We start from the raw sequence: 26,886 nt of genomic DNA on the forward strand, positions 1-26,886 counted from the left end.
CAATTATATTGTGTGCTCTACTCATGGTCGTGAGGCGGCCGGCGAGGCCGCCGGAACACGACCGAGAGGGATGGTTCATCCATGGACGCGCTCTACACCGCTGTCGCCACCGCCACCCACGGCCGCGCCGGCCGTGCCTACACCTCCGACGGCAAGCTCGACGTGCGGCTCGCCCCTCCGGTGGAGTTCGGTGGCAACGGCCAGGGCACCAACCCCGAGCAGCTGTTCGCCGCCGGGTACGCGGCCTGCTTCGCCAGCGCCCTCGGCCTGGTCGGCCGGCAGGCCGAGGTGGACATCGGTGACGCCGCCGTCACGGGTGAGGTCGGCCTGGGCAGGCAGGGCGCGGGCTTCGGGCTCGCGGTCACCCTGCGCATCGAGCTGCCGGAGGGCGTGGACGAGGCGACCGGCCGCAAGCTGGTCGAGCAGGCCCACGAGGTCTGCCCCTACTCCCAGGCCACCCGCGGCAACATCCCGGTCGACCTCGTCATCGAGTGACGGATCCGGCAACCGCGACGAGCGGGCATGCCCGAGGGGGCGGCCCGGTGACGGCCCGCCCCCTCGACACAGCCGCCGCGACGGCTACTTGACCGCGCCCGCCATCACGCCGGACACGAACTGCCGCTGGAACGCGAAGAACACCGCCAGCGGGACCACCATCGAGATGAAGGCGCCCGGCGCCAGCACGTCGATGTTGTTGCCGAACTGCCGTACCTGCGTCTGCAGGGCGACCGTGATCGGCTGGCTCCCGGAGTCGGTGAAGATCAGCGCGACCAGCATGTCGTTCCACACCCACAGGAACTGGAAGATGCCCAGCGAGGCGATCGCCGGACCGCCCAGCGGCATCACGACCCGGACGAACAGCCGCAGTTCGCCCGCGCCGTCCAGCCGGGCCGCCTCCAGCAGCTCCCGCGGGATCTCCGCGAAGAAGTTCCGCAGCAGGAACACCGCGAAGGGCAGGCCGAAGCCGACGTGGAAGAGGATCGCACCGATCATGGAGCCGAAGATGCCGAGCTTGCCGAAGAGTTCGGCGATCGGGATGAGCGCCACCTGCACCGGCACCACCAGCAGCCCCACCACGGCGAGGAACCACCAGTCCCGGCCCGGGAACTCCATCCACGCGAACGCGTACCCGGCCAGTGAGCCGATCACCACCACCAGCGCCGTCGCCGGCACCGTGATCAGCACGGTGTTCACCAGGGAGTCGGTGATGTCGCCGTTCTCCAGCAGCTTCTCGTAACTGGTGAAGGTCAGCTCGGCGGGCTCGGTGAACACCGTCCACCAGCCGCTCTCGTTCATGTCCTCCGGGGTGCGCAGCGAGGACAGCAGCAGGCCGATCGTCGGCACCAGCCAGAACAGGCCGACGACGATCAGGAACACCCGCAGCAGTCCGCCGCTGACGCCCTCGGCCAGCCGCGCGCCCAGCGACCGCTCCGGCTTGGCGGACGTGCCGGGCGGCGGCGCCTTGGTGACACCCGTGTCCGCGGTCATCGCCGCACCTCCCGCCTGAGCCGCCTGACGTTGAACCACATGACGGGAATGACCAGCAGCAGCAGGAACACCGCGATGGCGCTGGCGATGCCCGGCTGGTCCTCGGAGAAGCCCTTGCGGTACAGCTCCAGCGCGAGGACGTTCGCGTCGTCCTGCGAGGAGCCCGGCGCGATGATGAAGACCAGGTCGAAGATCTTCAGCACGTTGATCATCAGGGTGACGGCGACGACCGCGAGGACCGGCGCCAGCAGCGGCACCGTGACCCGCCGGAACACCTGCCACTCGGTCGCCCCGTCGACCCGGGCCGCCTCCAGCAGCTCCCGCGGGATGCCCGCCAGCCCCGCCGCGATCAGCACCATCGCGAAACCGGCCCACATCCAGATGTACGCGCCGATGATCGCCGGGGTGACCAGCGACGGGCCGAGCCAGTCGAGACCGTTGTACGCCTGCTTGAAGTTGTCCGCCGGGAGCCGCAGCAGCGCCCCGTCCGCCGACGCGGGCAGCGTGAACGTGCCGTCGCCGGCCGCCGTCGTCGACGCGACGACCTTGCCGTCCTTGACCGCCTCGATCCGCATCCCGGCGTAGCCCAGCTCGGACGCGTCGACGCCGTTGAGCTGCCCGACGCCCTTGCCGCGCGTGAAGTCCTGCCAGGTGGTGCCGGTGATCCTGCCCGGCTCCGCCTTCGGCGGCGCGGCGCTCTCCGCGCCGTCCGGCATCAGGTCCGGGGCGACACCGACGAGCGGCAGGACGACCGTCTGGCCGGCCCGCACCGGCTCCTTGGTGGCGAACGCGCCCCCGCCCGCCGCCCGGAGCGGCGAATCACGGCCCGGGTGCGCCTTCGGGAACGCCGACGACTGGACGAACGTGTCGTGCACGCCCACCCACACCGCGTTCGCCACGCCCTTGTCCGGGTCCTGGTCGTACACCAGGCGGAAGATGATGCCCGCCGCCAGCATCGAGATCGCCATCGGCATGAAGACGACCAGCTTGAACGCCGTGCCCCAGCGGACCCGTTCGGTCAGCACCGCGAAGATCAGGCCGAGCGCGGTCGCCACCGTCGGCGCGAACACCACCCAGACGATGTTGTTCTGCAGCGCGGTGCGGATGCCCTCGTCCGTGAACAGGGCCTCGTAGTTGTCGAAACCGGCGAAGCCGCCGCCGGACTGGTCGTAGAAGCTGCGGACGACCGAGTACCCGATCGGGTAGACCACGAGCGCGCCCAGCAGCAGCAGAGCGGGCAGCAGGAACAGCGCCGCCACGGTCCGCCGGGTGCCGATCACACTCTTGCGCGACTTGGGAGCGGCAGGGGCCTGGGGGGCCCCTGCCGCCGTGTCCGACGTCATCGCCGGATCAGCTCCCGTACGCCTTGGCCGCTTCCGCCTCCAGCTTGGCCTGGGCACCCGCGACGTCCTTCGGGTTCTTCAGGAAGTCCTGGAGGATCTTCCACTCGCCCTTGCCGGGCGTCCCGCCGAAGGCCTGCGGGGCCTGGTCCGACATGTCGAAGCGGAAGTCGTCACCGGCCGCGATGAGTGCCTCGGCCATCTTCCGCTGGACGTCGTTCGGGTACGACGCCGCGTCGACGTTCTTGTTCGGGGAGAGGTAGCCGCCCAGCTTCGCCTGGATCGTCGCCGCGTCCGGGGAGGCCAGGAACGTCGCCAGCGCCTGCGACGCCTTGGAGTCCTCCAGGATCACCGCCGCGTCGCCGCCGGACACCACCGGAGCGGTGTCACCGACCGCCGGGAACGGGAACACCTTCGCGTCCGTGCCCACCTTCATGTCGGTCTCACCGATGTTGACCTGCACGAAGTCGCCCTCGAAGACCATCGCCGCCTTCGGCTGGTCGCCGCCGGTGAAGGTCTGCGTCACGGACGCCGGGAACTCCGTCTGCAGCGCGCCGGCCGCGCCGCCCGCGATGTAGTCCTTCTTGCCCCAGATCTGCGCCAGCGTGGTCAGCGCGTCCTTCACGGACGGGTCCGTCCACTTGATCTCGTGCTTCGCCAACTGGTCGTACTTCTCCGGGCCCGCCTGCGACAGATAGACGTTCTCGAACCAGTCCGTCAGCGTCCAGCCGTCGGCGCCGCCGACCGAGAACGGCGTGACACCCGAGTCGTAGACGGTCTGCGCGGTGGTCAGCAGCTCGTCCCACGTCTTGGGCTCGCTCGCGCCCGCGTTCTCGAAGACCGGCGCGTTGTACCAGATCAGCGACTTGTTGGCGGCCTTGTAGTAGACGCCGTACGGCTTGCCGCCGACCTTTCCGATGTCCTGCCAGCCCTGCGAGTAGTTCTTGGCCAGCTGGTCCTGCGCCTCCTTGCCCAGCGGCTTGGCCCAGCCCTTGTCGACGGCCTGCTTGATCGCGCCCGGCTGCGGCAGCATCACCACGTCCGGCGGCTGGCCGCCCGCGATCTTCGAGCCGAGGAAGTTGATGATCGGGTCCTGCGCCGGGACGAAGGTGACCTTCGCGCCCGTACGTTTCTCGAACTCCGCGAGGACCTTCTTGAAGTTGGCCTGTTCGGCGCCGGTCCAGACGGCGGCGACCTCCAGGCTCTCGCCGTTCAGCTTGGGAAGGGTGACGGTGGTGCCGGTTTCCTTGCCGGTGTCGCCCGTGCCGCCGCCGCTGTCCTTGTCGTCGCCGCCGCACGCCGTGAGCGAGAGCGCCAGCGCCGCGGCCACGGCCGTCGCGGCCTTCGCCGTTCTGCGGGTGCGGGGGGTCGCCGTGGAGTGCTGGGGAGACCTGCTTGTCCGGAATGTGCTGCTCGTGCTGCGCATCACTGCCCCGTTCTTCGTTCCTCGTCGAACGTGTCGAAGCGCTGTCCCGTGCGGTCTGGTCTACGCCCGGCTGGTGGGGCGTGCAAGGGCGCGTCCGCTGTAAAGCGGGACATCGTGACCCCGTCGTGACCGGTTCCCGGCGTCCGGGCGGGCCTCGCTGGGGGCGGCGCCCCCAGACCCCCCTTATCGGCCTGAGCGGCTGAGTCCTCAAATGCCGGACGGGCTAATTTTTCCGGCCCCGGTCAGAGCAGCGAGGGGACTTCCGCCGCCGACACCTGTCTTGCCGCCCGCTCCAGGGCGCTGGCCAGCAGGGCCAGGTCCGTCGGGCCGTTGCCCAGTTCCCGCACCGGGCGGCGGGCCGGCGGGTCGCCCATGCGGTGCCACTCCAGGGGGACGACCGTCGGGCGGAGCGTCGCCGTGCGGGGGATGCGGCCGGTGACCCGGCCGCCCTGGAACGGGGTGTCCCGGCCGCTCGCCGAGGTCAGCCGGCCGCGGCCCGGCGCCGGTTCCTCCGGGCCCGCGGCGGGCGCGTCGAGCGTGACGCGCAGCCCGGCCCGCCGGACCGCTTCCGTACGGGCCGTACGGCCGTCCGCCGCCGACGCCGCCACCAGGTGCACGCCGAGCCGCTCGCCCTCCCGCGCCACCGCCTCCAGTGCCCGCAGCACCGAGCCCGCCGCCGGGCGGCCCGGCGAGCCGAGCGCGGGCGAGACCAGCGCGTCCAGGTCATCCACGACGACCACCAGCCGGGGCAGCGGCGGCGCCGCCGCCTCCGCGCGCCGGCGGGCCGCGCCCGGCCGCAGCCGCAGCGTCGAACTGGACGGGCCCTCCAGATCGCCGGTGTGCTCCCCGGCACCCGCACCCGACGCGCCCCGCGCCGCCGCCGTGCGCTGCGCGACCAGCCGGCCCGACAGCTCACGGCCCGTGTGCCACTCGGTGAAGTCGGAACGGCCCAGCAGCTCGGCACGCCGCTTCAGCTCCGCGCTCAGCGACTGCGCGAACTCCCGCATCCGCACCGGGTCGTCGGCGGCCAGGTGCGTGGTCACGTGCGATACGTCCGTGGCGGCGCGCAGGCCCTCGCCGTGGCCCCCCGCCGTGCCCACGGTGCCCCGGCCGTCGACCAGCACGATGCCGAGCCGGTCCGGGCGCTCGGCGGCGGCCAGCGACGCCACGACCGCCCGCAGCAGCTCCGTACGGCCGCTGCCCGGCGGGCCCTCGACCAGCAGGTGCGGCCCCTCGGCCGCGAGGTCCACGCCGACCGGGCCGCGCGGGCCGGCGCCCAGTACGGCACAGGCCCGCCCGCCGAGCGCCCCGGGGTCGTCGGCCGCCGCCGCCCAGCGGGCCATCAGCGACGCCGGGGTCGCCCGGGCCAGGCCCAGCTCGTCCAGCAGCCGCGCCGACTGGGGCAGCGGCGCCGACACCCGCGCGCGCTCCGCCACGCCGCCGTCCGTGCGCAGCGGCGCCAGCGCCCGCGCGAACCGCTCCGCCCAGGGCAGGGACACGGCGTCCACGGTGCCGACCGTGCCGTGCCCGACCGGGCCGGCGTGCCCGCCGGCCGCGTCCGCGCGTGCCACCCGCAGCAGCCGCAGCGCCGTCGCCACGTCACCGCTGAGCAGCGCGACCGCGCCGCACTCGCGGAACACCGGCGAGGCCGCGCAGGCCGCCTCGTACGTCTCCGTCACCGGCGACGCGGGCGACGCCGGTGCCGTCTCGGCGAGACAAACCACGTGAATCCCGGCCCGCGGCCCCTCCACCGCCAGCCGCACCACGGCCTCACGCACATCGGCACCACCGGGGTCGCCGTCCACCACGAGGACGGTGTACGGGCCCTGGTGGGCGACGGCTTCCGGGCCGCCCCGGGGCCCTTCGTCGGGCTGGGCCCAGGAGGGGCGGCGGGGAGCGGGGAGGGGCACATGGGCGTCCGGGGCGGCCATGGTGGCTCGGGCGGCCGGAGTGCGGGGGCGCGCGGGGCCGTCCCCCTGCGGGGCCCTCTGGCGGTCCTCGCGTTGCCCGTCCGGACGGTCCTCCAGATGGTCGTCCAGGCGACGGAGGAGTTCGTCGGTGCGGGCCGTGGCCTGTTCGCGGTCGTAGGCGAGCAGCAGGCGGCAGTCCTGGCCGTGGCCCGGACGCAGGTGGGGCAGCCAGCCCAGCCAGGACCACTCGGCCGTGCGCTCCGCCACGGAACGGGAGCGGTCGGCCGTGATCAGCGTGATTTCCAGCGTGTCGGGGGAGTGCAGCGCGGCGAGCTGCGCCAGCACCGTGCGGGCCAGCCCGGCGAGCCGCGCACGCGGACCGGCGAGACCCAGCGCGCCGACCTCGCGCAACCCGGCGGTGACCGGCACCGCGGGCAGCAGGCTGCCGTCGGGCGCCGTCCGGTCGGCCGTGCCGAGCCGCACGGCGAGCGCTTCCGGGTGACCGGGCCCGCGCTCCCACAGTCGGGGGCCGGGTCCCAGCGCGGTCAGCAGCAGCGCGGCCGGGTCCGGCCAGGTCTCCGGCACGCGCGTGGCGGCGCAGGGCGCCTGCGCGGCCGCGGCTCCGTCGGCGTCGTACCCGTCGCGGTCGGCGGTCCGCTGCTCACCCCGCCCACCGGCCAGCCGCCGCGCCCACGCCGACAGCCCACCACGCCGCCGCACACCCTGCGGCACGTCCGTCCCCCGGACGGGGGTGCCTTTGCGACCGGCAGTGCCGTTGAGTTCGTACGGGTCCGGGGTGCCGTGGGGTGTGTCGAGGGGCGGGGTGCCGGTGCCGACGGGGGTGGGGCCGGGGGTGTCCGTGTCGGCGGGGCCGGCGGGGTTCGGGGCGCGCGTGTCGGCGGAGCTGTGGGTGCCGGGGGTGGCCGTGCCGCTGGGACCGGAACCGTCCTGCGCGCCCACGCCACGGGAAGACCGCACGCCCTCCGGAGAGCCCGCGCCCTGGGGGTCGTAGGTGCCGTGCACGGCCGCACCGTGGGAACGGGTGGCGTTCGGTGCGCCGGTGTCGCCGGGACCGTCAGCATCCGGCGCAGCTGCCCCACCGGGACCGTAGGCGCCGTGCGCAGCCGTGTCATGGGAACGGGAGGCGTTCGGTGCGCCGGCACGGCCGGGACCGTAGGCACCCTGCGCAGCGCCTCCGGGGCCGCAGGCGTCCCGCGCGCCCGCGCCACCGGGACCCGAGCTGTCCTGCGCGCCCGCGCGGAGGTCGGCGTCCGCGCCCGCGCCCCCGGACCCGTAGGCACCCTGGGCGCCCGCGCCACCAGAACCGTGGACCCCCTGAGGGCCCGCGCCCCCGGAACGGGTGGCGTTCGGTGCGCCGGGACCGTAGGCACCCTGGGCAGCCGCCCCACCGGAACCGGAGAGGCCCGGCGCGTTGGTGCCACCGGGACCGAAGCCTTCCTGCCCGCCCGCGCCACCGGAACCGAAGCCGTTCTGCCCGCCCGCGCCACCGGACCCGAGCGCCCTTTGCGCACCCGCGCCCCCGGAACGGGAGGCGTTCGAGGCTCCCGCGCCCCCGGAGCCGTAGGCACCCCGCGTCGCACCCGAACCCGCTCCGGCACCCGCCGACCGGCCGCCGTGAGCGTCACCACCGTCGCCGCCGCTGTCGGCGCCGCCGGAACCACCGCCCGGCCTGGCCGCCGGAATCCGCCCCGCCTCACCGCCGCCACGCGACCCGGCACCGGAGTCGGACACGGAGTCAACCACCGGGCGCTCCTGCGACGGCCCGCCATCCGCTCCCGCGCCCCCGCCTCCCCGGCTCTCCACCCAAGGCACCCCACCCTGCCCCGGCACGCTCTGCCCCCCACCGGGCGTGCCAGGGCCACCGGGCACGCCGCCCCCGCCCGACCCCGGCACCACCGCCGAACCGGACACCCCCGCCCCCGGCGTCAGCGCCCCCGCCGCAGCCGTCCCATATGCATGATGCGTGTGCTCCACCGGCCCCGGCGTTCCCACCGCGGCCGGATCCGTCACGCGTGCGTGGGTAGCGGCACCGCCCGCACCCGGCACGCGCACATGCCCCTCCCCGTCCGGCGTAGTCGTTGCGCGGGCCTCCGGGCCCCCGGACGGCGCCAGCCGCAGCGTGGACTCGCCGACCCGCAGCAGCGCGCCCGGCGGGAACCGCACCGGGGTGCCGGTCACACGCGTGCCGTCCAGCAGCGTGCCGTTCGTGGAGCCGAGGTCGGCGACCGCGACGCGGCCGTCGGCGGCGACGGTCACCGCGCAGTGCATGCGGGAGACGTCCGGGTCGTCCAGCGCGACGTCCGCGTCGGCGGACCGGCCGACGCGGATCTCGCCGCCGTGCAGCAGGTGGACGCCGCCCGCGTCGGGCCCCGCGACCACGTGCAGCTGGGTCGGGGCGTCGTCCAGCTCGGGATGCGCCTCCGGCTCCAGGGGCGCGCCCACGGACAGCACGGCGCCGTCGATCAGCGGGGGCTCCCCGAGCGTGCAGCGCCGGCCGTCGAGCCGCTGGGAGGCCGCGTACAGCACGGCGGGGCCGTCGCTGCCGGAGACCGCCGAGGCGAGGGCCGAGGACACCGCCGCGAGCGCCGTACCGGCGGGGGCCGTGACCAGCACGTCGCAGCTCGCGGCGCGCGTCCGCGCCGTGGGGGAGGGCGGGCTCAGCGGGTCTACGACGGTCAGCCGGATCTGCATCGCCGTCAGCGGTCCCTTCTGCTCTGCACGGGCGCCCGCGCGACCGGAGCCGAAACCGTCCGCGGTCCCCCACCGCGGACTTCCCACCCCACCGCACGCGCACGTCGGCCAGTACGACAGGCATCCTCGCACCTGCCACTGACAACGCGCCCGCCACCCTGCACCGAATGATCTTGAATGGTCGGCTCTGCCCGCAAAAGTGACTGACCAGCGCCCTGACGGTGACCAATTGGGGGCCAATTGAGATCGGTCGCGTCGGTCTGCGGCAACCAACGGATCGACCGGCGCGTCTCTCCCCCGAACAGGTCCGGGCGGGCACCGGAGTACGGAAAGCCCGGTGCCGGACGCCACGGCACTACAGTTGGTCCGTAGACCTCCGCGCACCGTGGGAACCAGGTGTCCGGGCCAGCCAGCAAGCAGCAGGGAGCGCATGACGTGCGGCCGGTAGGCAGCAAGTACTTCCTCGAGGAGCCGCTCGGACGTGGCGCGACGGGGACCGTCTGGCGTGCCCGCCAGCGGGAGACGGCGGGCGCCGAGGCGGCCGTGCCGGGCCAGCCCGGGGAGACCGTCGCGATCAAGGTCCTCAAGGAGGAGCTGGCGCACGACGCCGACATCGTGACGCGGTTCCTGCGCGAGCGCTCGGTGCTGCTCCGCCTGACCCACCCGAACATCGTGCGGGTCCGCGACCTGGTCGTCGAGGGAGATCTGCTGGCCCTGGTCATGGACCTGGTCGACGGCCCCGACCTGCACCGCCACCTGCGCGAGAACGGCCCCTTCACCCCGGTCGGCGCGGCCCTGGTCACCGCCCAGATCGCCGACGCGCTGGCCGCCAGTCACGCCGACGGCGTCGTGCACCGCGACCTGAAACCGGCGAACGTCCTGCTCAAGCAGGACGGCGGCGAGCTGCACCCGATGCTGACCGACTTCGGCATCGCCCGCCTCGCCGACTCCCCGGGCCTGACCCGCACCCACGAGTTCGTCGGCACGCCCGCGTACGTGGCGCCCGAGTCCGCCGAGGGCCGCCCGCAGACCTCCGCCGTCGACATCTACGGCGCCGGCATCCTGCTGTACGAGCTGGTCACCGGCCGCCCGCCGTTCGCCGGCAGCTCCGCCCTGGAGGTCCTGCACCAGCACCTGAGCGCCGAGCCGCGACGCCCCTCGACCGTCCCCGACCCGCTGTGGACGGTCATCGAGCGCTGCCTGCGCAAGAACCCCGACGAGCGCCCCAGCGCCGAGAACCTCGCGCGCGCCCTGCGCGTCGTCGCCGAGGGCATCGGCGTGCACGCGAACTCCGCGCAGATCGCCGCCGCCGACAACGTCGGCGCGCTCCTCGCACCCGACCCGGACCCCGCCCCCGTACCGGGCACGCCCGGCGCGACGGGCGACGCCGACCCCACACAGGTCCTGCCGCACAACGCGGGCGCCTACGACCCGAACGCCGCGACCAGCGTCCTGCCGCACACCGGCGGCCCGGCCGGCGCCGACCCCACGGCTGTGATGCCCCCGGTGCCGCAGGGCGGGCCCGACGGCGGCCCCGAGGACCCGCACCCCTGGCAGAACCAGCTCCGTGCCGCGCGCGACCGCAACGAACAGACGCAGGTCCAGTACCTCGACCCGAACGAGGACCCGCTGCGCCGCCGCCCCCAGCGGCAGGTCGCCCGCCCCCAGCAGCAGCCCCAGCGGCCCGCGCGGCGACAGACCCCGCAGCCCCCGCAGGGCTACGGGCAGCCGCAGCGCTACGCCCCGCCGCCCACCCCGCAGCCCCAGCCGCAGCGGTACTCCCCGCCGCCGCCCCCGCCGGAGCGGCAGCGGCCGGTGCGCGAGCCGCGCCGGCGCAGCCCCAACCGGATGCGGATCCCCGGCCTCGGCTGCCTGAAGGGCTGCCTGTTCACGATCCTCATCCTGTTCGTCGCTGGCTGGCTGATCTGGGAACTGAGCCCGCTGCAGGACTGGATCGGCACCACCAAGGGCTACTGGGACCAGCTCTCCGACTGGTTCGGCACCGTGACCGGCTGGATCGAGGACCTGGGCGGCAGCTCGGGCGGCGGGACCGGCTGACCCACGCGCCGCCGCACTGCCCGGGTTGGCGATTTGTCGACACCTGGCGGGTGATTTCCGCCCTGGCGGTGAAGGTTGGCTCCGAGGACGCGTAGCTTTGGCGACAACACGCGTCTGTAGGAGCAGCCTTGGCACGGAAGATCGGCAGCCGGTACACCGCGAACCAGATCCTGGGCCGGGGCAGCGCCGGCACGGTGTGGCTCGGCGACGGACCGGAGGGTCCCGTCGCCGTCAAGCTGCTGCGCGAGGACCTCGCCTCCGACCAGGAACTCGTCGGGCGCTTCGTCCAGGAGCGGACGGCGCTGCTCGGCCTGGCGCACCCCCGCATCGTCTCCGTGCGCGACCTGGTCGTCGACGGCAACGACCTCGCGCTCGTCATGGACCTGGTCCGCGGCACCGACCTGCGCACCCGGCTGGAACGGGAGCGCAGGCTCGCCCCCGAGGCCGCCGTCGCGATCGTCGCCGACGTCGCGGACGCGCTGGCCGCCGCGCACGCCGCGGGCGTCGTCCACCGCGACGTCAAACCCGAGAACATCCTGCTGGACATGCAGGGCCCGCTCGGCCCCGGCGGCTCGCACCGCGCGCTGCTCACCGACTTCGGCGTGGCCAAACTCATCGACACCCCCCGCCGCAGCCGCGCCACGAAGATCATCGGCACGCCGGACTACCTGGCCCCGGAGATCGTCGAGGGCCTGCCGCCCCGCGCCGCCGTCGACATCTATGCCCTGGCCACCGTGCTGTACGAGCTGCTCGCCGGCTTCACCCCGTTCGGCGGCGGCCACCCGGGGGCGGTGCTGCGCCGGCACGTGACGGAGACGGTGGTGCCGCTGCCCGGCATCCCCGACGAGCTGTGGCAGCTGATGGTGCAGTGCCTGGCCAAGGCCCCGGCCTCCCGGCTGCGCGCCTCCGAGCTCGGCAGCCGGCTGCGGGAGCTGCTGCCGATGCTGGCCGGGATGCCCCCGCTGGACGTGGACGAGCCGGACGTGGACCCGGCGGAGGAAACCGACGAGGAGCCCGCCGCGGGCGGCTCTGCAGCGGGCGGGCAGCAGCCGACGGTACGGCGGCGGGGAGCGGTGCCGCTGGTGCCGGGCGCCAAGCCCACGGACGCCAACCGCGACACCCACACGTCCATGCGGGTCCCGGCGCCGGACGAGCTGGCGGGCGGGGCCCGGGGCACGGCACGGGCGCCACGGGCGGCGGGGTCGCCGCGGCCCGGCTCGGCACGCAACCGCGCGATGGCCCGGCGGCGCCGGATCGCGCTCGGCGCGGGCGCGGCGGCCCTGGTGGCGGCGGTCGGACTCGGCACCTGGCTGGCCACCTCGGGCGACGACACGGACGCCACACCGCGGGACACCGAGAACTCCGCGCCGGTGTCGCCCTGAGCCGGGCGTCCCGCAGGCACCGGCGTGGGCCGGCCGGCGGAGCCGTTACGCTGGAGGCGTGGCAGTCGTCGATGTATCCGAAGAGCTCAAGTCCCTCTCCTCGACCATGGAGTCGATCGAGGCCGTTCTGGACCTCGACAAGCTGAGGGCAGACATCGCCGTGCTCGAGGAGCAGGCGGCCGCGCCGTCCCTGTGGGACAACCCGGACGAGGCGCAGAAGATCACCAGCCGGCTCTCCCACCTCCAGGCCGAGGTCAGGAAGGCGGAGACGCTGCGCGGCCGGATCGACGATCTCGCCGTGCTCTTCGAGATGGCCGAGGAGGAGGACGACCCGGACACCCGCGCCGAGGCCGAGTCCGAACTGGTCGCCGTCAAGAAGGCGCTGGACGAGATGGAGGTCCGCACCCTCCTCAGCGGTGAGTACGACTCCCGTGAGGCGCTCGTCAACATCCGCGCCGAGGCCGGTGGCGTCGACGCCGCCGACTTCGCCGAGAAGCTCCAGCGAATGTACCTGCGCTGGGCGGAGCAGCGCGGCTACAAGACGGAGATCTACGAGACGTCGTACGCGGAAGAGGCCGGCATCAAGTCGACCACCTTCGCGGTGCAGGCGCCGTACGCCTACGGGACGCTCTCCGTCGAGCAGGGCACGCACCGGCTGGTGCGCATCTCGCCGTTCGACAACCAGGGCCGCCGGCAGACGTCCTTCGCGGGCGTCGAGGTGCTGCCCGTGGTCGAGCAGTCCGACCACGTCGAGATCGACGAGTCCGAGCTGCGCATCGACGTCTACCGGTCCTCCGGCCCCGGCGGCCAGGGCGTGAACACGACCGACTCGGCGGTGCGCATCACGCACATCCCGACCGGCATCGTGGTCTCCTGCCAGAACGAGCGCTCCCAGATCCAGAACCGCGCCACCGCCATGAACGTGCTCCAGGCCAAGCTGCTGGAGCGGCGCCGCCAGGAGGAGCAGGCCAAGATGGACGCCCTCAAGGGCGACGGCGGCAACTCCTGGGGCAACCAGATGCGTTCCTACGTGCTGCACCCGTACCAGATGGTCAAGGACCTGCGCACGGACTACGAGGTCGGCAACCCGGAGGCCGTGTTCAACGGCGAGATCGACGGCTTCCTGGAGGCCGGAATTCGCTGGCGCAAGCAGCAGGAGAAGTAACGCGACGCGCCAAGAGCGTTTTGTCGACAAGGCAACTGCCGCCTTTCGGGCGGCAGTTGCCTTGTGCGTACCGGGATGTCTGGGTTTTACGTCACACTCACAGCTTCGATATCCCGCAAAGCGCCCGTAGGTGGACATCGCGTGCGCAACGGCCTTGACGTTGCTTCGAAAAGTGGGAAGGGTGAACGTGGCATGCGTATCTCTGGGGCGCATGTGAACCGGGGGGCTTCACGTCAGCTACCTCCGTCGATCACGGCCCCCGAGCGCCGCCTCATTGACGATCAGCTACTGGGGGTAGCAACCACATGACCAAGAAGACGCGGATCCGTGTCGCGCGGATAGCGGCCGGCGCCGTGATCGCCGCCGGTGCCTCGCTGACCGCCGCGGGTGCCGCATCGGCCCTGGACATCGGTGTGAACGTCGGTGCCGACGACAGCGGCGTCGGCGTCGGCCTCAACGTCGGTACGGGCGACGGCCCGTGCGACATCGTCGTCGACCCTGAGTGCGAGGACGACAGCAGCGGCGGCACGTCCGAGGGCGGTACGTCGGAAGGCGGCACCTCCGAGGGCGGCACGTCCGGGGGCGGCACGTCCGAAGGCGGTACGTCGGAGGGCGGCGAGGCCGCGGGCGGTGTCATCGGCGGACTGATCGGCGGTGGCGGCGAGGAGGCCAACGGCGGCGGCAACGGCGGCGGGGAGAACAACGGCGGCGGCAACGGCGGCGAGGACTCCAACGGCGGCAACGGCAACGGCGGCGGCACCAACGGCAACGGCAATGGTGGCGGCACCGGCGGCAACGGGGGCGGTTCCGGCTCCAGCGGCGGCGGTTCCAGCTCCACCGGTGGCGGTTCCGGTTCCACCGGTGGCGGCGACGGCGGTTCCGGCTCCACCGGCGGCAACGGCGGCGGTTCCGGCTCCAGCGGCGGCGGTTCCGGCTCCACCGGTGGCGGCGACGGCGGTTCCGGTTCCACCGGTGGCGGCGGCTCGGTCGGCGGCACCGACCACACCGACCCCAACGGCGGCGGCAACGACAACTCCGCCCAGGAGGAGGGTTCCTCCGCCCTCACCGACACCGGCTCCGACGAGGTGACGGGCTCCGACACCTCGGCCCAGGGCACCGGCGACGAACTCGCCGAGACCGGTGCGGCGGAGACCACGTTCCTGCTGGTGGGCGCCGCGACGATGATCGCCGGCGGCATCGGCTTCCGGATCCTGCCGCGCCTCATGGCGGGCCGCGGCGAAGCTGTCGCCTGACGGCAGCCGTCCCGCGCGAGAACAGCGGAGAAGGGCCCGGAGCGCACAGCTCCGGGCCCTTCTCGTGACTCCTGAAGGACTCCTCAAGGACTCCCGCAGGGTCCCTGAAGGTCTCTTACGTCCTTTACGCGCTCTGATGGGCCAGAAGGGCCACCGCGGCGATGAGCACCACGAGCAGCGCGACGAGCGCCGTCGGGTTCAGCCCCGCGAAGAAGTTCTCCTGCTGCAGCCGCTCGCGGTTCGCGCGGCACACGGGGCATCGGCCCTCGTTCACGGGCGCCGCGCAGTTCGCGCACACCAACCGGTCGTACGTCATGCGCTTCGCCCTCCTTGCACCGGTTCCACCCTCCATAACGCCCGCGGCTTGGCGAACGTTCCCCTCCACTGTGCCAGGTCCCGCCGAATTCAGCTCGGGGTCCCGTGCAGCCGGGGGTCCGGACGCTGTGTGACGCCCCGCTCACCGGGCCGCCGCGAACCCGAACCGGTGCAAACGTGCACAACCCTCCCGCAACCCATCCGGCGCCTGCGCCGCGCTGCCCGGTTCGCGTAAGGTCACGCTCATCTACCCCCGGCGACCCGTGGTGCATCCGTGATCCGATTCGACAACGTGTCCAAGGTCTACCCCAAGCAGACCCGTCCGGCCCTCAGGGACGTCACCCTGGAGGTCGAGAAGGGCGAGTTCGTGTTCCTCGTGGGCTCCTCCGGCTCCGGAAAGTCCACCTTCCTCCGGCTGGTGCTCCGCGAGGAGCGGGCCAGCCACGGTCAGGTGCACGTCCTGGGCAAGGATCTCGCCCGCGTCTCCAACTGGAAGGTGCCGCACATCCGGCGCCAGCTGGGGACCGTGTTCCAGGACTTCCGGCTGCTGCCGAACAAGACCGTCGCCGAGAACGTCGCGTTCGCGCAGGAGGTCATCGGCAAGTCCCGCGGCGAGATCCGCAAGTCCGTGCCGCAGGTGCTCGACCTCGTCGGGCTCGGCGGCAAGGAGGACCGCATGCCGGGCGAGCTGTCCGGTGGTGAGCAGCAGCGCGTCGCCATCGCGCGGGCCTTCGTCAACCGGCCCAAACTGCTCATCTGCGACGAACCCACCGGCAACCTCGACCCGCAGACCTCCGTGGGCATCATGAAGCTGCTCGACCGCATCAACCGCACGGGCACCACCGTGGTCATGGCCACGCACGACCAGAACATCGTGGACCAGATGCGCAAGCGCGTCATCGAGCTGGAGCAGGGCCGCCTCGTCCGCGACCAGGCCCGAGGCGTCTACGGCTACCAGCACTGACCGCCGTAACCGGCCGCCCGATGACCGTCCACGGAAAGGCATAACCCGTCGCCATGCGCGCCCAGTTCGTCCTGTCGGAGATCGGCGTCGGTCTCCGCCGCAACCTCACGATGACGTTCGCCGTCGTCGTCTCCGTCGCCCTGTCCCTGGCCCTGTTCGGCGGCTCACTGCTGATGAGCGACCAGGTCAACACCATGAAGGGCTACTGGTACGACAAGGTCAACGTCTCGGTGTTCCTCTGCAACAAGAGCGACGCCGAGTCCGACCCCAACTGCGCCAAGGGCGCGGTGACCGAGGACCAGAAGCGGGAGATCGAGGCCGACCTGAAGAAGATGTCGGTCGTCGACAGCGTCGTCCACGAGTCGCAGGACGAGGCCTACAAGCACTACAAGGAGCAGTTCGGCGACTCCCCGCTGGCCAGTTCGCTGACCCCGGACCAGATGCAGGAGTCGTACCGCATCAAGCTGAAGGACCCGGAGAAGTACCAGGTCATCGCGACCGCCTTCGACGGGCGGGACGGCGTGCAGTCCGTGCAGGACCAGAAGGGCATCCTGGACAACCTCTTCGAGCTGCTGAACGGCATGAACTGGGCCGCGCGCGCGGTGATGGCGCTGATGCTCGTCGTCGCGCTGATGCTGATCGTCAACACCGTGCGCGTCTCGGCGTTCAGCAGGCGGCGCGAGACCGGCATCATGCGCCTGGTCGGCGCCTCCGGTTTCTACATCCAGGCGCCGTTCATCATGGAGGCGGCGGTCGCCGGCCTCATCGGCGGCGGTGTCGCGTGCGCCTTCCTGGTGGTCGCGCGGTACTTCATCATCGACCACGGGCTCGCGCTCTCCGAGAAGCTGAATCTGATCAACTTCATCGGCTGGGACGCCGTCCTGGCGAAGCTGCCGCTCATCCTCGCCACCAGCTTCCTGATGCCCGCGCTGGCCGCTTTCTTCGCTCTGCGCAAGTATCTGAAGGTGTGACACATGCCAAGCGGGCCGTGCGGTCAACCGGCCGTACGGCCTGTTGCGTTGTCCTAGACTCACCGGCATGTCAGGTCGTGACCTGTTCTGTCAGCCCCGCCGCCGGCGCCGCGGGGCCGCCCTGACCTTGGTGTTCACCAGCGTCCTCGTCGCCGGCGCGGCCACCGGCTCACTGCCGGGACCCGGGCGGGAGCCCAGGCCCGACACGGCCCGCCCGGCCGCCCCCGCCGCTCACCACGGCGACGTCACCAGGGCCGCCGAGGAGGCGATGGCCGACGGCAAGTCGCCCGTGGAGGCCGCCCGGCGCGCCGTCAGCCGCAGCGGAGACCGCTGGGCCGCCGTCTACTCCGAGGGCGAGTACGAGGAGTTCGAGGAGACCCTCGACGGCCAGTACACCGGCGTCGGGCTGTGGGCCCGGCTCGAGCGGGACGGCCGTATCGAGGTGACGAAGGTCAAGCCCGGCTCGCCCGCCGCGGACGCCGGGCTCCGCGCGGGCGACCGGCTGCGCAGCGTCGACGGCCACCGCGTCGACGGGCGGCCGGTCACCGAGGTCGTCTCCCTGCTGCGCGGCGACGCCACCGACGCCGTCGCCGGCAGCACCGTCCGCCTCGGCCTGGAGCGCGGCACACGCGCGTGGACCGAGACCCTGCGCCGCGCCCGGCTGACCACCGACTCGGTGAGCGTGCGGCGCCTGCCCGGCGGCGTCACCGTGATCAAGGTCGCCGCGTTCACCAAGGGCGCCGGCGCACAGGTCCGCACCGCCGTGCGGCGGGCCCCGGCCGGCACCGGAGTCGTCCTCGACCTGCGCGGCAACTCCGGCGGCCTGGTCACCGAGGCCGTGACCGCCGCGTCCGCCTTCCTCGACGGCGGCCTCGTCGCCACCTACGACGTCGACGGCGCCCAGCGCGCCCTGCACGCCGACCCCGGCGGCGACACCGCCCGGCCCCTGGTCGCCCTCGTCGACGGCGGCACGATGAGCGCCGCCGAGCTGCTCACCGGGGCGCTCCAGGACCGCGGGCGCGCGGTCGTCGTCGGCTCCCGGACCTTCGGCAAGGGCTCCGTGCAGATGCCGCGCCGGCTGCCCGACGGCTCCGTCGCCGAGCTGACCGTCGGCCACTACCGCACCCCCTCCGGGCGGGGCGTCGACGGCCGGGGCATCACCCCCGACCTGGAGGCGGACCGGCAGGCGCTGGCCCGCGCCGCGACGGTCCTCGGCGGCCTCGGCGCCGCCGAGTGAAACGGCTTCCCGCCCACCCCCCTCGTAGTGCGAAAATGGCGGCACTATGGCAAAGGAAAAAGGGCGCAAGCTGATCGCGCAGAACAAGAAGGCGCGGCACGACTACCTCATCATCGACACCTACGAGGCCGGTCTCGTCCTCACCGGGACCGAGGTGAAGTCGCTGCGCCAGGGCCGGGCGTCGCTGGTCGACGGCTTCGTGCAGCTCGACGGGCACGAGGCGTGGCTCCACAACGTGCACGTGCCGGAGTACACCCAGGGCACGTGGACCAACCACAGCGCCCGCCGCAAGCGCAAGCTGCTCCTGCACCGGGCCGAGATCGAGAAGCTGGAGTCGAAGTCCCAGGAGACGGGGCACACGATCGTGCCGCTCGCCCTGTACTTCAAGGACGGCCGCGCCAAGGTCGAGATCGCGCTGGCGAAGGGCAAGAAGGAGTACGACAAGCGGCAGACGCTGCGGGAGAAGCAGGACCGCCGCGAGGCCGACCGCGTGATCTCCGCGATCCGCCGCAAGCAGCGCGCCTGACCCGGGGGCGCGCGCCCGGACGCCGCCCGGCCGGGGCACGGGGCGGGAGAGCGCCGGGAATGCGCTGGCATCGACGTGCGTTGGTCACGTACGATGGGATCTGCACCTCACAGCGGGTGCGCAGCTTGTCAAATCAACATGGGGATGATCGGTTTCGACAGCGGCTGTCGAAGCAGGGGAAGCGTGTCGAGGAAGCGGCCATGATCTCGTAAACCACAGGCCGAAAAAAATAATCGCCAACACCAAGCGCGATTCCTCCCAGCAGGCCTTCGCCCTCGCTGCCTGATCTCAGGTAGCAGAGCGAGCCTCCTACTAAGGGAGTGTCAGCCCGGGGCTGTTCCCGACCCGGATCCTGGCATCAGCTAGGGAACTAAACCTCTAGGCCCGGTCACGGGGCGTAGAGGGAAATCACACAGTGACTGAGCCCGTCGGAGACTTGTCCGCGTGATCTCCGGGGCTGAGAAAAGCACAGCGGACTGCACACGGAGAAGCCCTGGTTCCGCACCGTTGGACGCGGGTTCGATTCCCGCCATCTCCACCACCCCATGAAGAACCCCCGCCCGGGAAACCGGGTCGGGGGTTCTTGCGTGGCGCGGGCGCGCTCTGGTGGCGGCGCCCATCGCGGGCCCCGCCGTTGTGGGGCCCCACTCCATATCGGCGGGTGGTTCACGCTTCTACCGTTCCTCGGCATGACACAGACCAGAGCCGCGTCATCCCCCCGCCTCCTCCTGGCGACCGTCCTGGTAGTCCTCCTCACGGCCCTTGTGACCCCCACGACCGCTCAGGCCGCCTCCCTCCAGGAGGTCACCGGCTTCGGCACCAACCCCGGCGCGCTGCGCATGTTCCGGTACGTGCCCGACGGACTGCCCGCCGGGCGGCCCGTCGTCGTCGCCCTGCACGGCTGCACGCAGAACGCGCCCGGTTACGGCACCGGCACCGGCTGGACGCAACTCGCCGACCGCTGGGGCTTCTCCGTCGTGCTGCCCCAGCAGCAGAGCGCCAACAACGCCTCCTCCTGCTTCAACTGGTTCCAGACCGGCGACATCCAGCGCGGCCAGGGCGAGGCCGCGTCCATCGCGCAGATGGTGGACCGCCAGCTCGCCGACGTCTCCGGTGCCCCGTCCCGCGTCTACGTCACCGGCCTGTCCGCGGGCGGCGGCATGACCTCCGTGATGATGGCGACGTACCCGGAGAAGTTCGCCGCGGGCGGTGTCGTCGCCGGGCTGCCCCACGGCTGCGCGCAGGCCGCCGGGTCGCCGTACGTGTGCATGTACGTCGGTGCCACGCAGACCCCGCAGCAGTGGGGCGACCGGGTGCGCGCCGCACGGCCCGGCCACACCGGACCGTGGCCCACGCTCACCGTGCTGCACGGCACCGCCGACTACACGGTCAAGCCGGTCAACATGACCGACCTGGTGGAGCAGTGGACCAACGTGCACCGCGCCGACCAGACCGCCGACGTCGCCGACACCGTGGCCGGATACCCGCACCGGGTCTACCGGGGCCCGGGCGGGAACGCCGTCGTCGAGACGTACGAGATCACCGGCATGGGGCACGGGCAGCCCGTCGACCCGGGCAGCGGCGTGGAGCAGTGCGGCGCGGCCGGCTCCTACTTCCTCGACGTGAACCTGTGCGCCGCGTACCGGCTCGGGCGGGCCTGGGGCCTCGGCTGAGCGGTGCCGCGCGACGAGGTCCCGCCGAAGCGTGCCGTCCGGTGCGCCGAGGCGGGCCTCCGAACGGCCGTCGAACTCCTGTGATCCTGCGGCCGGGCGGGCGCCGGCGGTGTCAGTCACGCGCCCTCGGCGCGCAGCTGATCAGCAGGGCCGCCGTCGCCGCCGTGACCGGGACGCCGTACCCGGCGGTGGCCGAGACGTGCTCCACGGTCCAGCCGCCGGCCGCGCTGCCGCACGCGATCCCGCCCAGCAGGCCGGTGACCGCGAGCGTCATGCCCTCGTTCAGGCGGCCCTCGGGGGTGCGGCGCTGAACCAGCGTCATCGTGGTGACCATGGTCGGCGCGGTCGCCATCCCGGCGAGCAGCAGCGCGCCCGCCACCAGCACCAGCGAGCCGGTCAGGGACGCCGCGAGCAGCGGCAGCGTCAGCAGCGCCGCCATCGCCGCGACGCACCACGTCAGCCGGGACCCGGCGGGCCCGGCCGGGCGGACGGCGCCGTACAGCAGCCCGGCCGCGCACGAACCGGCCGCCTGGAGCGCCAGCACCGCACCGGCCGCCGTGCGGTGGCCCTGCGCGTCCACGAACGCGATCGTCACGACCTCCATCGCGCCGAACACCCCGCCCGTCGCCAGGCACACCGCCAGCAGCGACGGCATGCCGGGCGCGCGCAGCGGCGACTTCGCGGGCGTGCGCCGGTGCACGGGCGGCTCGGTGGAGCGCTGCGCGGCGAACAGCAGCACGCCGGTCAGCAGCAGCACGGCGGCGGCGAGGGTGCCCGCCTCCGGGAAGAACGTCCCGCACAGAAAGGCCGCGAGCACCGGGCCCAGCATGAAGCACAGCTCGTCCACCGCCTGCTCGAAGGAGTTCGCGGTGTGCCGCGCCGCCGTGTCGTCGCCGAGCAGGTGGGCCCAGCGCGCCCGGGACATGCCCCCCGTATTGGGCGTCGTGGCGGTGGCGGCGTAGGCGGCGAACAGCGTCCAGTCGGGGGTGCCGTGGCGCACGCACAGCAGCAGGGCGAGTGAGCCGCACACGGCGAACGCGGTGGCGGGCACGGCGACCCGGGCCTGGCCGTACCGGTCGACGAGCCGCGCGACCCAGGGCGCGACCACCGCCGTCGCCGCGAGGCCGGTCGCGGTGACGGCCCCGGCGAGGGCGTAGGAGCCGCGCGTCCCGGCGATCATCATCACGGCGCTGACGCTGAACATGCCCATCGGCAGCCGGGCCATCAGGTTCCCGAGGGTGAAGGCGCGGGCGCCGGAGTGGCGCAGCAGGCGCCGGTAGGGACCGGGCGGGCGGCGCGGCGGCCCGCCCCTCGGGCTGAGGTCGGCGGCGACGAGGGTGTCGCCCGTGACGGTGAGCAGAAGGGCCTGGCGGGAAGGGGAGTGCGGCATGTCCCCACCGTCGCCCCGGGGCGATCGGGCGGTCCAACACCTGACCGGCGCCCATTGACGCACTCCCGTTGTGAATCCCGGCACGACCGGTACGGACTCACGCGTCCGCGTTGTAAGTTCGCCCGGTGCCCGCCCACCTCGACCCGCGCCTGCTGCGGGCCTTCCTCGCCGTCGCCGAGGAACTGCACTTCACCCGCGCCGCGGTCCGCCTCTACGTCGCCCAGCAGGCGCTCAGCCGGGACATCCGGCGCCTGGAGCGGGAACTGGGCGCCGACCTCTTCGTCCGCACCACCCGGCAGGTCACGCTGACCGCCGACGGCGAGCGCCTCGTGCCGTACGCGCGCCGCGCGCTCCAGGCCCAGGACGAGCTGCTCGCCGCCTTCGGCCAGGCCCGCCCGCTGCTCGTCGACCTGAACTCCCCGGGCCTGAGCACCGGCCGCCGCGTCCTGCACCGGGCCCGGGAACTCGCCCCCGAGCACGAGCTGATGGCCCGCTACGAAAGCGGCCTGACCTACGCCGCCGGGGAGCTGATCGCCGGCCGCCTGGACGCGTCGTTCGGCCGGTTCGCCGGACTGGACCCGGCGCTGCGGGCCGGCCTGGACCACCAGCCGGTGCGCTACGAGCCGATGGCCGTCGTCCTGCCCGAGGACCACCGGCTGGCCGGGCTGCCCGAGGTGCCGCTCGCCGCCCTCGCCGGGGAGTCCGTGTACGCGGGCGCCGGCAACCCCCGTACCCCCGAATGGACCGATCTCGCCGTACAGCTGTTCGAGGGGCGGGGGATACGAATCGCGCCACCCGCGCCGCTGGCCATCGGGGAGGAGGAGTTCCAGCGCATCATGGCGAAGAGGCGCAACCCGATCCTGGCCGTGCGGGACTTCCCGGCCCTGCCGGCGACGGTCGTACGGCCCCTGGTCGACCCCGTGCCGCTGTCGCCCGTGTCCCTGGTGTGGCGAAGGCGACTGACCCACCCCGCGCTCGACGCCCTGCGTACGGCCGCGGCTCAGGTCAGTGCAGGTGAGGGATGGTTGCGCAGACCACCGGGGGGATGGCTGCCGGACGGTGACGAGAGCGTCATGGCGTCCTCCTGAGGCCGTTGCGCGGTCCGACGAGCGACGTGCGGCAACCACGGTTCCTCCGCGTGCGCTACATTCTTCGCCTGAGCACGGTGTGGTAAAGGGGGGCGCTCGAACCGGGTGGGGGCCCGGGTCGGTCGACGGGTGCTCGGAGTCGTAGGCGCACCCAGAACTGTCCCGTGGGGGGAAGCGCGCGCGTGAACAATTGGCGAGAAGACGCCCAACCGGAGTGGCCCGTGGTCGCGTCCGCGGCTCAGGAGCTGCCGGGGACGGGAGAAGACGGCGCGGGCTCCACAGCCACCCGGGCCTTTCCCGGACCGCCCGGCCGCGACACCGGCGCACCCTCCGGAGCGGCCCGGGCCGAAACCTTGCGCGGCGACGTCCGGTATCGGCTGACGCCGGACACCGACGAGACGGAGCTGCTGCCGCGGGCGGAGGCGACGCGGGTCTTTCCGCCACAGGCGTTTTCGGAGCAGCAGGGGTCTGCGGGACAGGGATGTCCGCCTCCGGCGTTTCCGCAGCAGGGGTTCCCGTCTCCGGCGTTCCCGTCTCCGGCGGTTCCGCAGCAGGCGGGCGGGGGTCAGGCGGGCGGGGCGGGGACCGGCCGGGAGGCTGGCAGTGGGACCGGCCGGGGGACCGCATCCGTCAAGGGGACCGGTGTTGGGTGGGCGGCCCGGGCCGCCGGCCACCGGCCCGCCGCCGCCCCCGCTGCCCCTGACCGGTCTGCTCCCGACCCGTCTGCCCCTGACCCGTCTGTCTTCGGGCGCCCTGCCGCCGACCCCTTTGCCTTTGACGCGTCCGTCTTCGACCGGCCCGCCGCCGGCCGCCACGCCGCCGCGCCCGCCGTCGGCCCCGGCCGTACCGACACCGGCCGTACCGACACCGGCCGTACCGACACCGGCCGTACCGCCGAGACCGCCCGCACCCACACCGCCGCCCGCCACGCCGCGCCCGGCGTGCGCCCCGCTACCGAGGCCGGCCGTCCCGCCGCCCCCCGCGATCCGTGGCAGCAGGGCTCCGATCCCGGCGGTCACCACGACCCCACCGTCGACCCGCACGAGGTCACCGTGCAGCTCGACGCCGTGCAGCTCGGCGACGGGCTGATACGCCGGGCCGCGAGCGCCGCCGGCGGCCAGGACGCCTCGGACGGGCCGGTGTTCGTGGACGAGTCCGGCCGCCGTAGCCGCCGCTTCCGCCGCCTCGGCATGGCCGTGGCCCTCACCTGCGCGGTCTACGCCGTCGTCATCGTGGCGACGCTGCTGTCCGGCAGTTCCGACGCGCCCTGGCTGCCCGTCCCGGGCCAGCAGGACCAGCAGCCCGCCGGACAGGTCGACACCAGCCCGCTGCCCACCGGCTCGACGCGGCCCACCGGCACCGGCAGCCCCGAACCCGACACCTCCCCGTCGCCCGACGACAGCACGCCCCCGTCGCCCGGCACGAGCACCGGCGCGCCGGCCGGCCCCGGCGGAGCGGGCACGAGCGCCGACCCGCGGCCGACCCAGACGCGGACCACCCCCCGGCCGGGCACCGGCGTCGGCCCCGCCCCGACGAAGGGCACGCCCTCACCGGACACCAAGGACCCGGAGCCGACCCCCACGCCCACCGGGACCACGGTCGGCCCGACGGGGACCACCGGCGGCGGCGAACCCGCCGTGGCCGACGCCGTCGCCGCCGGACCGGGCGACTCCACACCCGCCCCCGGCTCCCCCCAGGAGCCCGGCGCCCGCTCGTCCACGTCCCCGGAGTACGTCCTCTGATGGCATCCCGCTCCCACCGCCGCAGGCCCGCGACCGGCGCCCGCGGCGGCCCCCGGCGCCGCCGTGTGCCGATGCGCTTCCTGCTTCCCTCGCTCGTCCTCGTCGCCCTGCTGGCGATGCTGATGCTCCGCGGCTACGTGCACAGCGAGATCCTCGCCGACCACCGGGTCCGCCCGCCCGCGCCCGCCGACAAGGTGCCCGAGCGGATCCTCAAGGGCGGTCCGGTCATCGACACCCGCAGCGGCCGCACCGACACCCTGCGCGTGCCCGACCACCGGCTCGTCCTCACCTTCGACGACGGCCCGGACCCCGTGTGGACCCCGAAGGTCCTGGACGTGCTGAAGAAGCACGACGCGCACGCCGTCTTCTTCGTCACCGGCAGCATGGCCTCGCGCCATCCCGGCCTCGTCAGGCGCATGGTCGACGAGGGCCACGAGATCGGGCTGCACACCTTCAACCACCCCGACCTGTCCTACCAGTCGAAGAAGCGCATCGACTGGGAGCTGTCGCAGAACCAGCTCGCCATCACCGGCGCCGCCGGCATCCGCACCTCCCTCTTCCGGCCGCCGTACTCGTCGTTCTCCGCCGCCATGGACAACGAGTCGTGGCCGGTCACCCAGTACATCGGCTCACGCGGCTACATCACCGTCGTCAACGACACCGACAGCGAGGACTGGCAGCGGCCGGGCGTCGAGGAGATCATCCGCCGCGCCACGCCCAAGGACGGCGAGGGCGCCATCGTCCTGATGCACGACTCGGGCGGCGACCGCAGCCAGACGGTCGCGGCACTGGACCGGATGCTGCCCGGCCTCAGGGACGACGGCTACGAGTTCGACAACCTCACCGAGGCCCTGGACGCGCCCAGCGCGCACAGCGCCGTCGGCGGCGTCGAGCTGTGGAAGGGCAAGGTGTGGATCCTCCTGGTCCAGGCCGCGGAGAAGGTCACCGGCGTTCTGGTGGCCGGCCTCGCGGTCATCGGCTCGCTCGTCATCGGCCGCTTCCTGCTGATGCTCGTCCTCTCCGGCGCGCACGCCCGCCGGGTGCGCCGCCGCGGCTTCCGCTGGGGGCCGCCGGTCACCGAACCGGTGTCGGTGCTGGTCCCGGCGTACAACGAGGCGAAGTGCATCGAGAACACCGTCCGTTCCCTGACGGCCGGCGAGCACCCGATCGAGATCGTCGTCGTGGACGACGGCTCCTCGGACGGCACGGCCCGCATCGTGGAGGCGATGGGCCTGCCGAACGTCCGCGTCGTCCGCCAGCTGAACGCGGGCAAACCGGCGGCCCTCAACCGCGGCCTCGCCAACGCGCGTTACGACATCGTCGTGATGATGGACGGCGACACGGTCTTCGAGCCGTCCACGGTCCGCGAACTCGTCCAGCCCTTCGGCGACCCGCGCGTCGGCGCCGTCGCGGGCAACGCGAAGGTCGGCAACAAGGACAGCCTGATCGGCGCGTGGCAGCACATCGAGTACGTGATGGGCTTCAACCTCGACCGCCGTATGTACGACGTCCTGCGCTGCATGCCGACCATCCCCGGCGCAGTCGGCGCCTTCCGCCGCAGCGCCCTGGAGCGGGTCGGCGGCATGAGCGACGACACGCTCGCCGAGGACACCGACATCACGATGGCCCTGCACCGCGACGGCTGGCGCGTGGTCTACGCGGAGAACGCCCGCGCGTGGACCGAGGCCCCGGAGACCGTGCAGCAGCTGTGGTCCCAGCGCTACCGCTGGTCGTACGGCACGATGCAGGCCATCTGGAAGCACCGCAGGGCCCTGATCGAGACCGGCCCGTCGGGCCGCTTCGGTCGCGTGGGCCTCCCCCTGGTCTCCCTCTTCATGGTCCTGGCCCCTCTCCTCGCCCCCTTGATCGACATCTTCCTGCTCTACGGCCTCGTCTTCGGGCCGACGCAGAAGACGATCGTGGCCTGGCTGGGCGTCCTCGCCATCCAGGCGGTCTGCGCGGCCTACGCCTTCCGCCTCGACCGCGAACCCATGACCCACCTGATCTCCCTCCCGCTCCAGCAAATCCTCTACCGCCAGCTCATGTACGTCGTGCTGCTCCAGTCCTGGATCACGGCACTGACGGGTGGCCGACTGCGGTGGCAGAAGCTGCGGCGGACCGGGGTCGTGGGCGCGCCGCCGCCCGCCGACGTACAGCCTCCCGTCCTGGGCGGACGGCCGGTCCCATGAGCACCACGCCTGCGGCACCCCCACGGCCGGCAGGCCCGCACAGACACAGGAAAGCCA

19 protein-coding genes and 1 other RNA gene are annotated in these 26,886 nt (G+C 73.3%); 14 read left to right on the forward strand and 6 right to left on the reverse strand.

Features of this window, described 5'->3' with window-relative positions:
• Positions 1-81 precede the first annotated feature (81 nt).
• On the forward strand, positions 82-495 hold the full coding sequence (locus AB0M97_RS10480) for an organic hydroperoxide resistance protein (protein WP_365960375.1): 414 nt from the start codon (positions 82-84) through the stop codon (positions 493-495).
• Between the two features lie 84 nt (positions 496-579).
• Here the strand turns inward: AB0M97_RS10480 and AB0M97_RS10485 are convergent, their stop codons facing one another.
• The 4 genes from AB0M97_RS10485 to AB0M97_RS10500 form a co-directional block, all read right to left on the reverse strand.
• Positions 580-1,488: a carbohydrate ABC transporter permease gene (locus AB0M97_RS10485; protein WP_365960376.1), complete on the reverse strand. Its 909-nt coding sequence runs from the start codon at positions 1,486-1,488 to the stop codon at positions 580-582.
• On the reverse strand, positions 1,485-2,831 hold the full coding sequence (locus AB0M97_RS10490) for a sugar ABC transporter permease (protein WP_365960377.1): 1,347 nt from the start codon (positions 2,829-2,831) through the stop codon (positions 1,485-1,487). Before AB0M97_RS10490 ends, AB0M97_RS10485 begins: the two co-directional genes overlap by 4 nt.
• Positions 2,832-2,838: 7 nt before the next feature.
• Positions 2,839-4,254, reverse strand: coding sequence for an ABC transporter substrate-binding protein (locus tag AB0M97_RS10495; RefSeq protein ID WP_365960378.1), 1,416 nt, complete (start codon positions 4,252-4,254; stop codon positions 2,839-2,841).
• Positions 4,255-4,496: 242 nt separating this feature from the next.
• Positions 4,497-8,876 (reverse strand): FHA domain-containing protein, encoded by a 4,380-nt coding sequence (locus tag AB0M97_RS10500; protein WP_365960379.1) that lies wholly within the window; start codon positions 8,874-8,876, stop codon positions 4,497-4,499.
• 435 nt (positions 8,877-9,311) lie between these two features.
• On the opposite strand from AB0M97_RS10500, the gene AB0M97_RS10505 reads away from it, so the two are divergent.
• The 4 genes from AB0M97_RS10505 to AB0M97_RS10520 all read left to right on the forward strand — a co-directional run bounded on the left by AB0M97_RS10505 (position 9,312) and on the right by AB0M97_RS10520 (position 14,734).
• Complete coding sequence (locus AB0M97_RS10505) at positions 9,312-10,934, forward strand: protein kinase (protein ID WP_365960380.1); 1,623 nt, start codon at positions 9,312-9,314, stop codon at positions 10,932-10,934.
• A 128-nt stretch (positions 10,935-11,062) separates the two neighbouring features.
• The gene (locus AB0M97_RS10510) at positions 11,063-12,316 is read left to right on the forward strand and encodes a serine/threonine-protein kinase (RefSeq protein WP_365960381.1); all 1,254 of its coding nucleotides are present in this window, start codon (positions 11,063-11,065) and stop codon (positions 12,314-12,316) included.
• 58 nt (positions 12,317-12,374) lie between these two features.
• Entirely contained in the window at positions 12,375-13,481 is a 1,107-nt protein-coding gene (gene prfB / locus AB0M97_RS10515; RefSeq protein WP_365960382.1) for a peptide chain release factor 2, read from the forward strand.
• Between the two features lie 305 nt (positions 13,482-13,786).
• Complete coding sequence (locus AB0M97_RS10520) at positions 13,787-14,734, forward strand: hypothetical protein (protein WP_365960383.1); 948 nt, start codon at positions 13,787-13,789, stop codon at positions 14,732-14,734.
• Positions 14,735-14,858: 124 nt separating this feature from the next.
• On the opposite strand, the gene AB0M97_RS10525 is transcribed toward AB0M97_RS10520, so the two are convergent.
• A complete protein-coding gene (locus AB0M97_RS10525; protein WP_365960384.1) occupies positions 14,859-15,050 on the reverse strand; it encodes a hypothetical protein in 192 nt (63 codons plus the stop codon).
• Positions 15,051-15,323: 273 nt separating this feature from the next.
• Between AB0M97_RS10525 and ftsE the strand changes: the two genes are divergently transcribed.
• From ftsE to AB0M97_RS10555, 6 genes are all read left to right on the forward strand, one after another.
• Entirely contained in the window at positions 15,324-16,013 is a 690-nt protein-coding gene (gene ftsE / locus AB0M97_RS10530; protein ID WP_365960385.1) for a cell division ATP-binding protein FtsE, read from the forward strand.
• Positions 16,014-16,066: 53 nt separating this feature from the next.
• Positions 16,067-16,984: a permease-like cell division protein FtsX gene (gene ftsX, locus AB0M97_RS10535; RefSeq protein WP_365960387.1), complete on the forward strand. Its 918-nt coding sequence runs from the start codon at positions 16,067-16,069 to the stop codon at positions 16,982-16,984.
• A 67-nt stretch (positions 16,985-17,051) separates the two neighbouring features.
• On the forward strand, positions 17,052-18,221 hold the full coding sequence (locus AB0M97_RS10540) for a S41 family peptidase (RefSeq protein ID WP_365960388.1): 1,170 nt from the start codon (positions 17,052-17,054) through the stop codon (positions 18,219-18,221).
• Positions 18,222-18,267: 46 nt separating this feature from the next.
• A complete protein-coding gene (gene smpB, locus AB0M97_RS10545; RefSeq protein ID WP_365960389.1) occupies positions 18,268-18,747 on the forward strand; it encodes an SsrA-binding protein SmpB in 480 nt (159 codons plus the stop codon).
• Positions 18,748-18,887: 140 nt separating this feature from the next.
• Positions 18,888-19,288, forward strand: a transfer-messenger RNA (tmRNA) gene (ssrA, locus tag AB0M97_RS10550).
• A 148-nt stretch (positions 19,289-19,436) separates the two neighbouring features.
• Positions 19,437-20,420: a PHB depolymerase family esterase gene (locus AB0M97_RS10555; RefSeq protein WP_365960390.1), complete on the forward strand. Its 984-nt coding sequence runs from the start codon at positions 19,437-19,439 to the stop codon at positions 20,418-20,420.
• Between the two features lie 112 nt (positions 20,421-20,532).
• Here the strand turns inward: AB0M97_RS10555 and AB0M97_RS10560 are convergent, their stop codons facing one another.
• The gene (locus AB0M97_RS10560) at positions 20,533-21,810 is read right to left on the reverse strand and encodes an MFS transporter (protein ID WP_365960391.1); all 1,278 of its coding nucleotides are present in this window, start codon (positions 21,808-21,810) and stop codon (positions 20,533-20,535) included.
• A gap of 125 nt (positions 21,811-21,935) precedes the next feature.
• Between AB0M97_RS10560 and AB0M97_RS10565 the strand changes: the two genes are divergently transcribed.
• The 3 genes from AB0M97_RS10565 to AB0M97_RS10575 all read left to right on the forward strand — a co-directional run bounded on the left by AB0M97_RS10565 (position 21,936) and on the right by AB0M97_RS10575 (position 26,829).
• Positions 21,936-22,898: a LysR family transcriptional regulator gene (locus tag AB0M97_RS10565; protein WP_365960392.1), complete on the forward strand. Its 963-nt coding sequence runs from the start codon at positions 21,936-21,938 to the stop codon at positions 22,896-22,898.
• A 941-nt stretch (positions 22,899-23,839) separates the two neighbouring features.
• A complete protein-coding gene (locus AB0M97_RS10570) occupies positions 23,840-24,640 on the forward strand; it encodes a hypothetical protein (RefSeq protein ID WP_365960393.1) in 801 nt (266 codons plus the stop codon).
• The gene (locus AB0M97_RS10575; RefSeq protein WP_365960394.1) at positions 24,640-26,829 is read left to right on the forward strand and encodes a glycosyltransferase; all 2,190 of its coding nucleotides are present in this window, start codon (positions 24,640-24,642) and stop codon (positions 26,827-26,829) included. Before AB0M97_RS10570 ends, AB0M97_RS10575 begins: the two co-directional genes overlap by 1 nt.
• The last annotated feature ends 57 nt before the right edge of the window (positions 26,830-26,886 follow it).

Source organism: Streptomyces sp. NPDC051207, from assembly GCF_040682395.1.
GTDB lineage: Bacteria > Actinomycetota > Actinomycetes > Streptomycetales > Streptomycetaceae > Streptomyces.

What these genes read in the sequence shown, in the direction of transcription:
- AB0M97_RS10495 (WP_365960378.1), bottom strand. Translation starts at nt 4,254, where the DNA reads ATGCGCAGCACGAGCAGCACATTCCGGACAAGCAGGTCTCCCCAGCAC.
- AB0M97_RS10540 (WP_365960388.1), top strand. Translation starts at nt 17,052, where the DNA reads ATGTCAGGTCGTGACCTGTTCTGTCAGCCCCGCCGCCGGCGCCGCGGG.
- smpB (WP_365960389.1), top strand. Translation starts at nt 18,268, where the DNA reads ATGGCAAAGGAAAAAGGGCGCAAGCTGATCGCGCAGAACAAGAAGGCG.
- AB0M97_RS10480 (WP_365960375.1), top strand. Translation starts at nt 82, where the DNA reads ATGGACGCGCTCTACACCGCTGTCGCCACCGCCACCCACGGCCGCGCC.
- AB0M97_RS10525 (WP_365960384.1), bottom strand. Translation starts at nt 15,050, where the DNA reads ATGACGTACGACCGGTTGGTGTGCGCGAACTGCGCGGCGCCCGTGAAC.
- ftsX (WP_365960387.1), top strand. Translation starts at nt 16,067, where the DNA reads ATGCGCGCCCAGTTCGTCCTGTCGGAGATCGGCGTCGGTCTCCGCCGC.
- AB0M97_RS10555 (WP_365960390.1), top strand. Translation starts at nt 19,437, where the DNA reads ATGACACAGACCAGAGCCGCGTCATCCCCCCGCCTCCTCCTGGCGACC.
- AB0M97_RS10520 (WP_365960383.1), top strand. Translation starts at nt 13,787, where the DNA reads ATGACCAAGAAGACGCGGATCCGTGTCGCGCGGATAGCGGCCGGCGCC.
- AB0M97_RS10490 (WP_365960377.1), bottom strand. Translation starts at nt 2,831, where the DNA reads ATGACGTCGGACACGGCGGCAGGGGCCCCCCAGGCCCCTGCCGCTCCC.
- AB0M97_RS10500 (WP_365960379.1), bottom strand. Translation starts at nt 8,876, where the DNA reads ATGCAGATCCGGCTGACCGTCGTAGACCCGCTGAGCCCGCCCTCCCCC.
- AB0M97_RS10485 (WP_365960376.1), bottom strand. Translation starts at nt 1,488, where the DNA reads ATGACCGCGGACACGGGTGTCACCAAGGCGCCGCCGCCCGGCACGTCC.
- AB0M97_RS10560 (WP_365960391.1), bottom strand. Translation starts at nt 21,810, where the DNA reads ATGCCGCACTCCCCTTCCCGCCAGGCCCTTCTGCTCACCGTCACGGGC.
- AB0M97_RS10575 (WP_365960394.1), top strand. Translation starts at nt 24,640, where the DNA reads ATGGCATCCCGCTCCCACCGCCGCAGGCCCGCGACCGGCGCCCGCGGC.